Raw genomic sequence first — 14,388 nt, forward strand, 5'->3', positions numbered from 1 at the left:
GCCCCCCTTGCGCGGGAAGACCGGCGCCTCCTCGCACGGGCGGGACCGGAGCCGCCGACGCGCGGACACAGACGCGCGGACACAGACGCGCGGACAGATCGGGACGGTGCCGGGCCCGGATTCGCCTCAGGCCCGGACCCGGGACGCCTTGTCACGAGCGGATCGCCGCGCCCGTCTCCGGGTCGAAGAAGTGCACCCGCTCGGTGTCGACCACCACCTCGATCTCGTCGCCGTTGCGGACCCGCGAGCGCGGGCCGAAGGAGGCGCGGAAGCGGGTGCCGCGGTCGTGGAGGGCGACGTCGGAGCTGTGGGCGTCCTTCTCCAGGGCCTTGGTGTCCTCGGTGACCACCTTGGGCGCGTCGAGGACGAAGTGCACGACGATCTCCGAGCCCAGCGCCTCGGTCATCGTCACCGTGGTGCTCAGTCTCGGCAGGTCGTCACCGCCGCGGGCCAGCCGGGCGTCCTCCATGTCCTCGCTGCGGATGCCCACCGCGACGTCGCGTCCGGCGTAGCCGGCCAGGGCCGGGCGCGCGGCGGCGACGGCGCCGGGCAGGGCGAGGGTCGCGGCGCCCAGGCGCACCGCCAGGTCGCCGTTGCCCGCCTCGACCCGGCCCAGGGCCATGTTCATCGGGGGCGAGCCGATGAAGCCGGCGACGAAGATGTTGTCCGGGTGGTCGTAGAGGTGCTGGGGGTCGCCGATCTGCTGCAGGACGCCGGCCTTCATCACGGCCACCCGGTCGCCCATGGTCATGGCCTCGATCTGGTCGTGCGTGACGTAGATCGTGGTCACGTTGAGGTCCTGCTGCACCTGGGCGATCTCGGCGCGCATCTGCACCCGCAGCTTGGCGTCGAGGTTCGACAGGGGCTCGTCCATCAGGAAGACCTGGGGCTCCCTGACGATCGCCCGGCCCATCGCGACCCGCTGGCGCTGCCCGCCGGACAGCTGCTTGGGCTTGCGGTCCAGCAGGTTGCCCAGCTCCAGCATCTGCGCGGCGCGCTCGACCCGGCGGGAGATCTCGGCGGCGTCCATCCTGCGGATCTTCAGCCCGTAGGCGATGTTGTCGGCCACGCTCATGTGCGGGTAGAGCGCGTACGACTGGAAGACCATCGCGATGTCGCGGTCCTTGGGCGGCAGGGTGTTCACCACCTTGCCGCCGATCGTCATGGTGCCGCTGGTGATGTCCTCGAGACCGGCCACCATCCGCAACGCGGTCGTCTTGCCGCAGCCCGACGGGCCCACCAGGACGAGGAACTCACCGTCGGCGATGGCGATGTCGAGGTCCTTGACCGCATGGAACCCGTTCTCGTACCGCTTGTTGATCTTGTCGAGGACGACCTCTGCCATGGCTTCCCTCCGGGAGCTGGATGTTCAGGTGAGCCGCCAGACCTGGAACGCCGGCCCGTCGCCGGGCAGCGTCACGGGTTCACCGGGGACGGCCCTGAGCGGGTCGGCTCCGCCGTACAGGTTGGGTGCCTCGCCGGTGAGGCCGAGGGGCGTGGCGGGCAGCCGCAGCGGCCGGTGCGGGGCGCGGGCGGCCAGGATCAGCAGCCGCTCGCGCGCGCTCTCCCGCAGGAAGCACAGCGCGTCCCCGGCGGCGTGGACCCAGCGCAGGCCGCCCCGGCGCAGGGCCTCGTGCTCGCGGCGCAGCCGGGCCAGCCGGCGGTAGCACACCATCGTGCGGCGGTCCCACCGGTCGCGCCGGTGCCAGGGGAACGGGCGGCGGGCGTCCTCCCCGAGCCGGCCCTCCATGCCGATCTCGTCGCCGGCGAACACCATGGGCGTGCCCACCATCGTGAACAGCAGGCCCGCGGCGACCTCCGCGACCTCGGCGCTGCCCACGACGGTGCGGATCCGCGCCGAGTCGTGCGAGCCCAGCAGCGACCACGAGGCGGCCGCCGAGCGCCACGGCACGGCGGCGGAGAAGGCCCGTACGGCGCGCACGAAGGACTCCGCGCCCAGCCGGGGCGTCCGCACCGGCAGCCCGAGGTGGTGGTGGTCCTGCGGTTCCGGCGAGCGCACCCACGCCCACAGCGGCCGGGTGAAGCCGGAGTAGTTCATGGTCCCGTGCCAGCCGTCGCCCGCCAGGTCGGCGGAGGCGTCGTGGCAGTGCTCGGCCAGCAGCAGCGCCTGCGGGTTGACCTGCCGCAGGGTCGCCCGCAGGCCGCGCGCGACCTCGGCGTTGACGTCCTCGGCGCCGTGCCGGCCGGCCATGTTGGCCACGTCTGCCCGCCAGCCGTCGAGCCCGTAGGGCGGGTCGAGCCACCGCCCGGCCACCGACTTCGGGCCGTCGAGCAGCCGGCGCCGCAGCTCGGCGGAGGTGTGCCGGAACTTCGGCAGGGACGGGTGGCCCAGCCAGTCGGCGTACCGGTCGCTGCGCGGGCCGGCGAAGTAGAAGAAGCGGCGCTCGGCGGCCTCCGGGTCGGCCAGCGCCCGCCGGAACCACGGGTGCGTGTCGCCGCAGTGGTTGACCGTCAGGTCGCCGAGCAGGTGCCAGCCGCGCGCGTGGACCTGCCGCGCCAGCCGTACCAGGGCCTCGTCCCCGCCCAGCAGCGGGTCCACGGCGTGGAAGCTGGAGGCGTTGTAGCGGTGGTTGGACTCGGCCGGGAAGAACGGCGTGAGATAGAGCGTGTCGACGCCGAGCGCGCCGAGGTGGTCCAGGTGCTCGGTGACGCCGTCCAGATCGCCGCCGTAGAACTGGCGGCCGGCCGCCACGCCCGTGGAGGCGACGGGGTCGTCCCACTCCGCGGGCTCGGCCCACGGCGGCGGCGGGCGCTCCGCCGCGGCGGCGGAGCGGGCGAAGCGGTCCAGGAAGATCTGGTAGACGTACCCGTCCCTGGCCCAGTCCGGCGGCGGGTCCGCGACGGACAGCCGGAAGTCGGCGGTGTCCGGGACGTCGTGGGCGTGCACGCCCGCGCCGTTGAGCCAGCGGTAGCCGCGCGGGCCGCCGTCCAGCAGGAACCGGTAGCCGGTGACCGGGTTGCGCACGCGCAGGCCGCAGCGCCACCAGGTCTCCGCGGAGGTGACCCGGTCGACGGTGCCCGCGCAGAAGACGGGCTCGCCGTCGTGCGGGGACCTGATCCAGACCCGCTCGGCCCCGTCGCCGCGGGGCACGCGCACCAGCACCGTGACCGTGTCGCCCAGCGCCGGCGCCTCGTCGGCGACGTACAGCGCCGCGCCGTCGTGGTGCGGCGCGTTCAGTGCCGCGCCGTCGTGGGGCGGCGCCGGCCGGGGCCGGGCGGGGGAGGTCATCCCTTCACCGCCCCCGAGGTCAGCCCGCCGACGATGTAGCGCTGCAGGAACTGGAAGAGCACGACCGTGGGGATCGCCAGGATCACGGCGCCGGCGGAGAAGACCCCGAAGTTCGCGTTGCGCTCGCCGGAGATGAGCCCGTACAGGCCCACCGCGGCCGTCTTCGAGCTGTCGTCGGTCAGGAACACGCTGGCGATGAGGAACTCGTTCACCGTGTTGATGAAGCCGAGCAGGCCGGTGACCGCGAGGATGGGCACCACCAGCGGCAGGATGATGCCGAAGAAGATCTGCGAGTGCGTGGCGCCGTCCACCTTCGCCGACTCGTCGAGGTCCTTGGGGATGGTGTCGAAGAAGCCCTTCATCAGCCAGGTGTTGACCCCCAGCGCCCCGCCCAGGTACAGCAGGATCAGCCCCCAGGCGGTGTTCAGGCCGATGGCCGGGTACAGGTCGGTGATCTCGGCGAAGATCAGGTACAGCGCCACGATCGCCAGGAACTGCGGGAACATCTGCACCAGCAGCAGGCTGACCAGCCCGATCCGCCGTCCTTTGAACCTGTGGCGGGAGAAGGCGAAGGCGGCCGCCGCGGAGATGAACATGGACAGCACCGCCGACAGGACCCCGATGAGCAGGGTGTTGAGGAACCACCGCGAGAACGAGGTCGTGCCGAACAGCTTGGTGAAGTTCTCCAGGCCCGTGTCGGGCGGGATGAGGGTCGAGGAGCTGAGCGTGCCCAGCGGGTTGAGCGAGGCGGAGATCACGAACAGGATCGGGAACAGGGAGAAGGCCAGCGCGAGCAGCCCGACGAGATGGCGCCAGCCGAACTGGCGGAACCAGCCGCCCTTGGCGCTGCCGAGCCGTACGACCTCGTTGGTTGCGGTCATCAGTTGATCTCCTCCAGGCTCCGTGTGCGCCGGAAGCCGATGATCGACACGGTCGCCACGATGACGAAGATGAACACCGAGACGGCCGCGGCGAAGCCGTACTGCGCCCCGGCGCCGCCGAAGGCCAGCCGGTAGGTGTAGGTGATCAGGATGTCCGTCGCCCCGGCGTTCGGGTTGTCCGGCGGGAAGGGCCCGCCGCCGCTGACCAGATAGATCCCCGCGAAGTTGTTGAAGTTGAAGGCGAAGGAGGAGATCAGCAGGGGGGCCAGGGCGATGAGCAGCAGCGGGAAGGTCACGGTGCGGAAGGCGTACAGCGGTCTGGCGCCGTCGATGGAGGCCGCCTCGGTCAGGTCGGCGGGGATCGACTGCAGGGCGCCGGTGCACACCAGGAACATGTAGTTGTAGCCCAGCCACAGCTGCACCAGCAGGACGGCGATCTGCGCGGTCGGCGGCGTGCCGAACCAGTTGACCTCCAGGCCGGTCATCCGGTTGATCAGGCCGAACTCGGTGTTGAACATGTCCCGCCACACCAGGAGCATGACCACCGCCGGCATGGCGTACGGCAGGATGATCAGTGACCGGTAGACGCGCTGGCCGCGCATGCCCGGCCGGTTGAGGGTGATTGCGACCACCAGCCCGAGCGCGAAGGTGATCAGGACGGTGCCGCCGGCGAACACGAAGTTCCACAGCAGCATCTTCAGGAAGGAACTGCGGATCTCCTGGTCGGTCACGACGTCGGTGAAGTTGCGCAGCCCGACGTTGACCTTCCAGCCCTGGGCCAGCCGCTGCCCCTGCTGGTCGACGAAGGATCCGTCGGACTCGTCGGCCGTCCAGGTACGCCCGGACACGGCGTCCCTGATGCAGTCGCACCCGGCCTCGTAGGTCTGCTGCGGGGCTCCCTCGAACGCCCGGGACAGGCCTTGACTGTACAGGGCCCCCGCCTGGGTGGGGACCTTGAAGGCGGCGATCTCGGGACTGCGGGCCGCGGCCTGGCCGATGGTCAGGATCGTGTACCCCTGAGCCTGCTGGATCTTGCCTGCGGGATCGGCCTGCACCGCGCCGGCGGGGAGCTCCCGCAGCCCGCCGGCCGTCCCGGCGAAGAAGGCGTCGGTGCCGGGGTCGGTCAGCAGGAAGACGAGGTCCCCGCTCGCCGGGTCCCCGGTGGTGGCGATGGACAGGACGTAGACGGTGGAGCCCGGCACCTGCCGCACCGAGGCGTCCTGGATCGCGGTGATCGCCTCCTGTTTGGTGCCGCGGTGGCCGTCGCCGAAGTTCGTGAACGCCGTGGTGACCGTGTAGATCACCGGGACGACCTGGAAGGCGATCAGGAAGAGGGTGCCAGGGATCAGGTACTTCGCCGGGATCGCCCTGGGGGAGAGGTAGATGTAGAACAGCAGGGCCGTCACCGCCACCAGGATCCCCAGGCCGATCCAGTTGCCCTGGTCGACCAGCGGGAAGGCGGCCCACAGCGCGAGCGCCGCCGCCACGCCGAGCACGGTGATCCTGATGACGAGCCTGCCGGTGGTGACGGTGCCGTCGCCGCCGCTCAGGCCGAACCGGGGCCGGCGGTGGCCGGGCTCGTGGGAGGCGCGTTCCTCGGAGATCTCAGTTGTGTCGGACATGACGCTCTCCTGGGCCGGGGTGTCCCGGCTACTCGATCGCCGACTGGATCGTCTCGGCCGCCGACTGCGTGGTGCCGGCGGGGTCGGCGCCGCCGACCACCGCGGCGATGGCCTTGCCCCACGGGTCCCAGACCGCGTTCATGGCGGGGATCGCCGGCATGATGTCGCCGCCCTCGCCGGCGGACAGCAGCTTCGGCAGGTCCTCGTCGGTGGTCTTGGCCTGGTCGAAGGCGGCGATCAGCGCCGGCGGGCGCGGGTCGGCCCGGTAGAAGGCGAGGGCGACGTCGGGCTGGGCGAAGTAGTTGGTCGCGAACTCCTGGGCGAGGACCTTGCTGGGGCCCTTGGAGGCGACGAACAGGGCCTGCACGCCGACGAACGGCTTGGCCCGGGTGTCGCCGAAGCCGGGGACGGGGGAGATGTCGTAGTCGATCCCGGCCTTCTGGATCTCGGAGATGAACCAGGGGCCGCCCACGAGGAAGGCGCTCTTGCCGCCGGTGAACACGCTCGCCACGTTGTCGGTCCCGATGGAGCGCTTGAGCACCCCCTCGCCCTTCTCTCCGTACCTGGCGAAGTTCTCCATCGCCTCGGCCGCTTCGGGCCTGGCCAGGCCGAGGTCGCCGGGGTCGTAGTCGCCGTCGTCCGCCTGGCCGAACAGGTAGCCGCCGCCGGCGGTGTACAGCGGGTAGCCGTAGTAGGCGTCGCCGTTCTGGCCCACCGGGAAGGCCAGGACCTCCGACACCTTGCCCTCGCTCTTGAGCCTCTTGCCCGCGGCCACCAGATCCTCGAAGGACTCGGGCGCGTCCGGGGCGAGGTCGGTGTTGCGGAAGAGCACCACGTTCTCCAGCGCGAAGGGGATGCCGTAGATCTGGCCGTCGAACGTCACGCCCTTGAGCGCCAGGGCGTTGAAGGCGGCCTTCTGGTCCTCGGTCATCGTGATCGGGTCGATCGCGCCGTTGCGGACCAGGTTGCCGATCCAGTCGTGCGCGCCCATCACCAGGTCCGGGGCCTTGCCGCCCTGCGAGGCGGTGACGAAGTCGACCTGCCTGGTCTCTCCCGGCACGGTCTGGATCCTCACCGTGACCCCGGTCTCCTTGGAGAACCTGTCGGCGGCGGCCTTCAGGGCCGGGGCCCGCTTGTCGTCGGTCCAGATGGTCAGGGTGCCGCCGCCCTCGCTCTGCGACGCCGCGCGGCCGGTGCCGGCGCCGCCCTGGCCGCAGGCCGCGACCGCCAGCAGGATCCCGGCCAGCAGTACCGCCGGCAGCCTGCCCCCCGGCGTGCCCCCCGGCGTGTCCCGTCGTGTGCGCAGCCGCATGTCATCGCTCCTCGGCGCACGGGAGAGTGGGTTTCACATCTGCTAAACCCTGTTAGCCCGACCGTCCTCCGCCATTTCCGGAGTGTCAATAGACCGTTGCGCAATCGTTTCCGGTATGCCGATCATGGTCGGATGACGCAACACCGCGCGACGCTGACGGAGGTGGCCCGGCGGGCGGGTGTCTCCCCCACGACGGCCTCCTTCGTCATGACCGGGCGCACCGACATGCGGATCTCCGTGGAGACCCGCGACCGGGTCCTGCGGGTCGCACACGAACTGAACTACCGGCCCAACCTGATGGCGCGCAGCCTGCGCAGCAAGGTGACCCAGACGATCGCGCTGATCTCCGACACGATCGCCACCGAGCAGTACGCCGGGCAGATCGTGTACGGCAGCCTGGCCGCCGCCGCCGAACGCCGGCACCTGCTGTTCATATGCGAGACGGAGGGCGATCCCGTCCTGGAGGAACGCCTGATCAACGACCTGCTGGACCGTCAGGTCGACGGGTTCATCTACGCCACCATGTACACCCGGCGGGCGCGCGTCCCGCGCAGCCTGCGCGGCCAGCGGCTGGTCCTGCTCAACTGCGCGGCGGGGCGGGAGATCCCGGCCGTGGTCCCCGACGAGGTGGGAGCGGGCCGTACGGCGGCGCAGGCGCTGATCGACGCCGGGCACCGGGATGGCATCCACCTGGTCGGCGAGCGGGCCCCGCACCTGATCGCCGGCAGCGAGCGCATCCAGGGCATCGAGGCCGCCCTGGGCGCGGCGGGGGTCTCCCTGGCCGGATCGGTGGACTGCGCCTGGTGGCCCGAGTCGGCCTACGAGGCCATGGCGGCCTTCCTGGCGGCCGGACACCTCCCCAAGGCGCTGATCTGCATGAACGACCGGGTCGCCCTCGGCGCCTACCAGGCGCTGCAGGAGGCGGGGCTGGGCATCCCGGAGGACGTCTCGGTCGTCTCCTTCGACGACTCCGACCTCGCCACCTGGCTACGGCCGCAGCTCACCAGCGTCGCCCTGCCGCACCAGTGGCTCGGCCGGCGGGCCGTGGAGATCCTGCTCGGCGAAGCGGAGCACGAGGGGGTCGAGCGTCTGCCCATGCCGTTGCGTCACCGCTCATCCGTGGCTTCTCCGAGGGGGCGGTCCGGGAGGGATGGTTAACGTTAACAATGCTGACCGCGACAACGGTAGGAACCCGGAGGCTCCTCGTCAAGAGGGGTTAACGGGGTGTTTCCATGTGACCAGACCGTAACCGGCGAACTCCTTGACGACACCCGTTGTTAACGTTCACAGTCACTCCAAGCCAGGAAAGGAAGTGACCGTGAGTTCGAGGCAGGAGCGCCGCTCCCCGGTGATGGCCGATGTGGCCAGGGTGGCCGGTGTGTCCCACCAGACCGTCTCCCGCGTGCTCAACGATCACCCCAACGTGCGCACCGAGACCCGCACCCGGGTCCTGGCCGCGATCGACCAGCTCGGCTACCGCCGCAACCTCGTCGCCCGCGCACTCGTCACCCGCCACTCGCGCACGCTCGGCGTGGTCAGCTTCGACACCACCCTGTACGGCCCGGCCAGCACGGTCTACGGGATCGAGCAGGCGGCCAGGGCGGCCGGCTACTTCGTCAGCATCGTCAGCCTGCGCACCATCGACAGGGCCGGTGTGCGCGAGGCCCTGGACTATCTCGCCGAGCAGGGCGTCGACGGCATCGTCGTGGTCGCGCCGCAGCGCTCGGCGGCCAGCGCGCTGGCCGACCTGCCGCCCGGCGTCCCGGCCGTCGCCGTCGAAGGCGACCACGGCGGGGACGTCAGCGTGGTCAGCGTCGACCAGTTCGAGGGTGCCCGCCTGGCGACCGAGCACCTGATCGGCCTGGGCCACGAGACGGTCTGGCACGTGCGGGGGCCGCTGGACTGGCTGGAGGCCGAAGGACGGATCGCCGGCTGGCGGGCCGCCCTGAACATGGCCGGTCGGCCGGTCCCCGAGCCGCTGCCCGGCGATTGGAGCCCGCGCTCGGGCTACGAGGCCGGACGGCTGCTGGCCCGGATACCGGAGGTCACCGCCGTGTTCGTGGCCAACGACCAGATGGCGCTCGGCGTGCTGCGGGCGTTCGCCGAGGCGGGCGTCGACGTGCCCGGACGCATCAGCGTCGCCGGGTTCGACGACGTCCCGGAGTCGGAGTTCTTCTCTCCGCCGCTCACCACGGTCCGCCAGGACTTCGGGGCGGTGGGCAGGCACAGCATCGCGATGTTGCTCAAGCAGATCGAGGAGGGTCAGGCGCGGTCCCGCGAACGATTCGTCGTCCCGCCGGAGTTCAAAGTCAGGGCCAGCACCTCGTCGGCCCGGCGATAGCCGTACAGGAAGAAACAGGGCGCCACAACTCCGCTGTAGGTGTTAGCGCTCACATAAAGGAAGGAACCCCCCACAGTGTTGAAGAAGATGTCCGTGCTTCTGCTGACCGGAGCCGTCGCCATGACGATGGCCGGCTGCGGCGGCGGTGGCAACGACAGCGCCACCACCGGGTCGGGCGGCGGCAGCGGTGACAACACCATCACCATGGGCTTCTCCCAGGTCGGCGCGGAGAGCGGCTGGCGTACCGCCAACACCAAGTCCGTGCAGGACTCGGCCAAGACGGCCGGCATCGAGCTGAAGTTCTCCGACGCGCAGCAGAAGCAGGAGAACCAGATCAAGGCGATCCGCTCGTACATCCAGCAGAAGGTCGACGTCATCGCCTTCTCGCCGGTCGTCGAGTCCGGCTGGGACACCGTGCTGAAGGAGGCCCAGAACGCCAAGATCCCGGTGATCCTCACCGACCGCGCGGTGGACTCCAAGGACACCAGCCTCTACAAGACCTTCCTCGGCTCGGACTTCGTGGAGGAGGGCAAGAAGGCCGGTCAGTGGCTGGTGGAGGAGTACAAGGACTCCACCGACACGGTGAACATCGTCGAGCTGCAGGGCACCACCGGCTCGGCCCCGGCCAACGACCGCAAGGCGGGCTTCGCCGAGGTCATCGGATCGGACCCCAAGTTCAAGATCATCGCCTCGCAGACCGGTGACTTCACCCGCGCCAAGGGCAAGGAGGTCATGGAGGCCTTCCTGAAGTCCAACCCGGACATCGACGTGCTGTACGCGCACAACGACGACATGGGTCTGGGTGCGATCGAGGCGATCGAGGGCGCGGGCAAGGTCCCGGGCAAGGACATCAAGATCATCACGGTCGACGCCGTCAAGGACGGCATGCAGGCGCTGGCCGACGGGAAGATCAACTTCATCGTCGAGTGCAGCCCGCTGCTCGGCCCGCAACTGATGGACCTCGCCAAGAAGGTCGTCGCGGGGGAGCAGGTGCCCGCCCGCGTGGTGACCGAGGAGACCACCTTCACCCAGGAGCAGGCCAAGGAAGCCCTGCCCACCCGCCAGTACTGATGACCCGACGGGTCGCTCCGAACTCGCACTTCGGAGCGGCCCGTTCCCCCCGAGGAAGGGACGCCGCATGGCCCCACCCGTCCCGATCCTGCGGATGAGCGGGATCTGCAAAGAGTTCCCCGGCGTCAGGGCGCTGAGCGACGTCGACTTCCGGCTCATGCCGGGAGAGGTGCACGCCCTGATGGGGGAGAACGGCGCCGGCAAGTCGACCCTGATCAAGGTCCTCACCGGGGTCTACGACATCGACGCCGGAGAGATCACTCTGGACGGCGCGAAGGTCGCCTTCGCCAACCCCCTGCAGGCGCAGCAGGCCGGCATCAGCACGGTCTACCAGGAGGTCAACCTCTGCGCGAACCTCTCGGTGGCGGAGAACATCTTCATCGGCCGCGAGCCGCGCCGCCTGGGCCGGATCCGCTGGCGGGAGATGCGGCGGCGGGCCTCCCAGCTGCTGGGCAGGCTCGACCTCGACATCGACGTGACGGCGCCCCTGTCGGCCTACTCCCTGGCCGTCCAGCAGATGGTCGCCATCGCCCGCGCCGTCGACATCTCCGCCCGGGTCCTCGTCCTGGACGAGCCGACCTCCAGCCTCGACGCCGGCGAGGTCGAGCAGCTGTTCCGGGTGATGCGCCGGCTCAAGGACGAGGGCATCGCGATCCTGTTCGTCTCGCACTTCCTCGACCAGATCTACGAGATCGCCGACCGCATGACGATCCTGCGCAACGGCAGGCTGGTGGGGGAGTACCTCACCAGCGAGCTCGGCCAGGTCGAACTGGTCGGCAAGATGATCGGCAAGGAGCTCGAGGACCTGACCGAGCTCGACGAGAAGCCCAAGGAGCTGGAGGCCGTCGAGCGCTCGCAGCCCTTCGTGGAGGCGCGCTCGCTGGGCCGCTCCGGATCCGTCGAGCCGTTCACGCTCACCATCCACGAGGGCGAGGTGGTCGGCCTGGCCGGGCTGCTCGGCTCGGGCCGCACCGAGGTGGCGCGCCTGCTGTTCGGGGCCGACCACGCCACCACGGGGGAGGTGTCCGTCGGCGGCACGCCGGTGGCGCTGCGCACCCCCCGGGCCGCCACGGCCCGCGGGATCGCCTTCTGCTCGGAGAACCGCCGGGCCGAGGGACTGATCCCCGACCTCACCGTCCGGGAGAACATCGTCCTGGCCCTGCAGGCCGCCCGCGGGTGGTCCCGGCCGATCCCGCGCCGCCGGCAGGACGAGCTGGTCGACAAGTACATCCAGGCGCTGAGGATCAGCCCCGCCAACCCCGACCAGCTCGTGAAGAACCTCAGCGGCGGCAACCAGCAGAAGGTGCTGCTGGCCCGCTGGCTCATCGTCGAGCCGCGGCTGCTCATCCTCGACGAGCCCACCCGGGGCATCGACGTCGGGGCCAAGGCCGAGATCCAGCGCCTGGTCGCCTCCCTGGCCGACGGAGGCATGGCGGTGCTGTTCATCTCCGCCGAGCTGGAGGAGGTGCTGCGCCTCAGCCACAAGGTCGGCGTCCTGCGCGACCGCCGGCTGGTGGCCGAGCTGCCCAACGACGACGACCTGACCACCGGAGTCCTGATGGAGACCATCGCGAGCGGAGGCCGTACATGACCGCTCCCACCGGACGTCCGCCCATGACCGGCGCGGACCCCGCCGAGCCCGGGACGGGGGCCGACCCGTCCGTGACCGTGGCCCGGTCCGGCTCATCCGAGGCGGCTCCCGAGACCGCTGCGACCGACCCGGCTGCCGCGACCGGCACGACCGACACGGCTGCCGCGCCCACCGCGACCGCCGCGGCCCGCCCGGGCCGTAAGGCGGGCCTGACCGCCGTGATCGGGCACCGGCTGTTCTGGCCCGGCGTCGTGCTGGCTCTGCTGCTGCTGGCCAACGTGCTGTTCACGCCCGGCTTCCTGTCGATCCAGATGAAGGACGGCCACCTCTACGGCAGCCTCGTCGACATCGCCAGGTTCGGCGCGCCGCTGATCCTGGTCGCGGTCGGCATGACCCTCGTCATCGCCACCGGCGGCATCGACCTGTCGGTCGGCTCGGTGGTGGCGATCTCCGGAGCGCTGTCCTGCCTGTGGATCAGCGGCCTGGGCGACCAGCAGGACGTGGGCGGCGTGCTCGTCGCCGTCGGCCTGGCGCTGGGCCTGTCGCTGGTGCTGGGCCTGTGGAACGGCTTCCTGGTGGCGGGCTTCGGGATCCAGCCGATCATCGCCACGCTGATCCTCATGGTGGCCGGCCGCGGCCTCGCCCAGCTGATCACCGACGGTCAGATCATCACGATCAACAGCAGCCCCTACAAGCTCATCGGCGGCGGCTACTGGCTCACCCTGCCGTTCGGCATCATCGTCGTGGCGGCCGTCCTGGCGATCACCGCGTTCCTCACCCGCCGGCTGGCCCTGGGCCTGCTCATCGAGTCCGTCGGCGGCAACGCGACCGCCAGCCGGCTGGCGGGCATCAGGTCCCGCGGACTGATCATCACGGTCTACGCGTTCTGCGCGCTGTGCGCCGGCATCGCCGGTCTGATGATCAGCTCGAACGTCTCCAGCGCCGACGGCAACAACGCGGGCCTGTGGATCGAGCTCGACGCCATCCTCGCCGTGGTGATCGGCGGCACCTCCCTCGTCGGCGGCCGCTTCTCCCTCGGCGGCACCGTGCTCGGCGCGCTCGTCATCCAGACGCTGACCACCACGATCTACTCCGTCGGCATCCCGCCGGAGACCACGCTGCTGTTCAAGGCGCTCGTGGTGACCGTCGTGTGCCTCCTGCAGTCCCCCGCCTTCCGCGAGAAGGTCTTCCACCGCCGCGGCCGGCGCCCGGGCGCGTCGCCGACGAGCGCCGATCCGAAGGTGAAGGTGCCGGCATGAGTTCGGACGTCGCGACCTCCGGCCCCTCCGGTTCCTCCGGCTCCTCGGGCTCCTCCGGCCCCAAGGGGAGCGCCACGGGCCGTCCGTCCCGCGCCGCGGTGCTGCGCGGCAGGGAGAGGTACATCCCCGTCATGGCGACGGGCGCCCTGCTGCTGGCCATGTTCGTGGTCGGCGGGATGCGCTACGAGGCCTTCGCCTCGGGGCAGATCGTGCTCAACGTCTTCATCGACAACGCCTTCCTGCTCGTCGTCGCGATCGGCATGACCTTCGTGATCCTCACCGGCGGCATCGACCTGTCGGTCGGCTCGGTGGTCGCGCTGTCCACGATGATCTCGGCGAGCCTGGTGACGGGTCAGGGCTGGCCGCCGCTGGTGGTGATCCCGCTGGTCCTGCTCATCGGCGCGGCGCTCGGCTTCGCGATGGGCAGCATCATCCACTACTTCGACATCCAGCCGTTCATCGTCACGCTGGCCGGGATGTTCCTGGCGCGGGGCCTGTGCTACACGATCGGCACCGACTCGATCCCGATCACCGACGAGACCTACACCGCCATCGCCCAGACGCGGATCGACCTGTCGGCCGAGATGTTCATCTCGCCCAGCGTCCTCATCGCCCTGGCGGTGGTCGTGGTCGCCACCTACGTGCTGCACTACACCCGTCTGGGCCGCAACGTCTACGCGGTCGGCGGGAACGAGCAGTCCGCGATGCTGATGGGCCTGCCCGTGGCCCGTACGAAGATCGCGGTCTACACGATCAGCGGCTTCTGCTCCGCGCTCGGCGGTGTGCTGCTGTCGTTCTACATGCTCTCCGGGTACGGCCTGCACGCGGTCGGCATGGAGCTGGACGCGATCGCGGCGGTGGTCATCGGCGGCACGCTGCTGACCGGCGGATCGGGTTACGTGCTGGGAACCGTGCTGGGCGTCCTCGTCCTCGGCCTGATCCAGACGATCATCAGCTTCGAGGGCACCCTGAGCTCCTGGTGGACGAAGATCTTCATCGGCATGCTGCTGTTCGTCTTCATCCTGCTCCAGCGCCTCATCACGGCCCGGCGCTCGTAACGC

The 14,388-nt window shown here is 70.5% G+C and carries 11 protein-coding genes; 6 read left to right on the top strand and 5 right to left on the bottom strand.

Translation table 11 applies throughout. The features are described 5' to 3' along the window. Positions 1–151: 151 nt before the first annotated feature. From Psi01_RS20820 to Psi01_RS20840, 5 genes are read right to left on the bottom strand one after another with little or no spacing between them, the layout of a single operon-like run. The gene (locus tag Psi01_RS20820) at positions 152–1,345 is read right to left on the bottom strand and encodes an ABC transporter ATP-binding protein (protein WP_204065727.1); all 1,194 of its coding nucleotides are present in this window, start codon (positions 1,343–1,345) and stop codon (positions 152–154) included. Between the two features lie 24 nt (positions 1,346–1,369). Then, complete coding sequence (locus Psi01_RS20825; protein WP_204065728.1) at positions 1,370–3,250, bottom strand: glycoside hydrolase family 13 protein; 1,881 nt, start codon at positions 3,248–3,250, stop codon at positions 1,370–1,372. Further along, positions 3,247–4,131 carry a sugar ABC transporter permease gene (locus tag Psi01_RS20830; RefSeq protein ID WP_204065729.1) on the bottom strand — a complete coding sequence of 295 codons (885 nt, stop codon included), beginning with the start codon at positions 4,129–4,131 and terminating at the stop codon, positions 3,247–3,249. Before Psi01_RS20830 ends, Psi01_RS20825 begins: the two co-directional genes overlap by 4 nt. Continuing rightward, positions 4,131–5,753 carry an ABC transporter permease subunit gene (locus Psi01_RS20835; RefSeq protein WP_204065730.1) on the bottom strand — a complete coding sequence of 541 codons (1,623 nt, stop codon included), beginning with the start codon at positions 5,751–5,753 and terminating at the stop codon, positions 4,131–4,133. The genes Psi01_RS20830 and Psi01_RS20835 overlap by 1 nt, the downstream gene beginning before the upstream one ends. A gap of 28 nt (positions 5,754–5,781) precedes the next feature. Continuing rightward, the gene (locus Psi01_RS20840) at positions 5,782–7,065 is read right to left on the bottom strand and encodes a sugar ABC transporter substrate-binding protein (RefSeq protein WP_204065731.1); all 1,284 of its coding nucleotides are present in this window, start codon (positions 7,063–7,065) and stop codon (positions 5,782–5,784) included. A 132-nt stretch (positions 7,066–7,197) separates the two neighbouring features. On the opposite strand from Psi01_RS20840, the gene Psi01_RS20845 reads away from it, so the two are divergent. The 6 genes from Psi01_RS20845 (at position 7,198) to yjfF (ending at position 14,385) form a co-directional block, all read left to right on the top strand. Beyond that, complete coding sequence (locus Psi01_RS20845) at positions 7,198–8,223, top strand: LacI family DNA-binding transcriptional regulator (RefSeq protein WP_204065732.1); 1,026 nt, start codon at positions 7,198–7,200, stop codon at positions 8,221–8,223. Positions 8,224–8,383: 160 nt separating this feature from the next. Continuing rightward, positions 8,384–9,406 (top strand): LacI family DNA-binding transcriptional regulator, encoded by a 1,023-nt coding sequence (locus Psi01_RS20850; RefSeq protein ID WP_444980716.1) that lies wholly within the window; start codon positions 8,384–8,386, stop codon positions 9,404–9,406. Between the two features lie 87 nt (positions 9,407–9,493). Continuing rightward, positions 9,494–10,477 carry an ABC transporter substrate-binding protein gene (locus Psi01_RS20855; protein ID WP_239127878.1) on the top strand — a complete coding sequence of 328 codons (984 nt, stop codon included), beginning with the start codon at positions 9,494–9,496 and terminating at the stop codon, positions 10,475–10,477. A 67-nt stretch (positions 10,478–10,544) separates the two neighbouring features. Next, on the top strand, positions 10,545–12,068 hold the full coding sequence (locus Psi01_RS20860; RefSeq protein ID WP_204065734.1) for a sugar ABC transporter ATP-binding protein: 1,524 nt from the start codon (positions 10,545–10,547) through the stop codon (positions 12,066–12,068). Beyond that, positions 12,065–13,327: an ABC transporter permease gene (locus Psi01_RS20865; RefSeq protein WP_239127879.1), complete on the top strand. Its 1,263-nt coding sequence runs from the start codon at positions 12,065–12,067 to the stop codon at positions 13,325–13,327. The genes Psi01_RS20860 and Psi01_RS20865 overlap by 4 nt, the downstream gene beginning before the upstream one ends. Next, the gene (yjfF, locus tag Psi01_RS20870; protein ID WP_204065735.1) at positions 13,324–14,385 is read left to right on the top strand and encodes a galactofuranose ABC transporter, permease protein YjfF; all 1,062 of its coding nucleotides are present in this window, start codon (positions 13,324–13,326) and stop codon (positions 14,383–14,385) included. Before Psi01_RS20865 ends, yjfF begins: the two co-directional genes overlap by 4 nt. The last annotated feature ends 3 nt before the right edge of the window (positions 14,386–14,388 follow it).

Origin of the sequence: Paraplanobispora siamensis, from assembly GCF_016863175.1 — a bacterium.
GTDB lineage: Bacteria > Actinomycetota > Actinomycetes > Streptosporangiales > Streptosporangiaceae > Planobispora > Planobispora siamensis.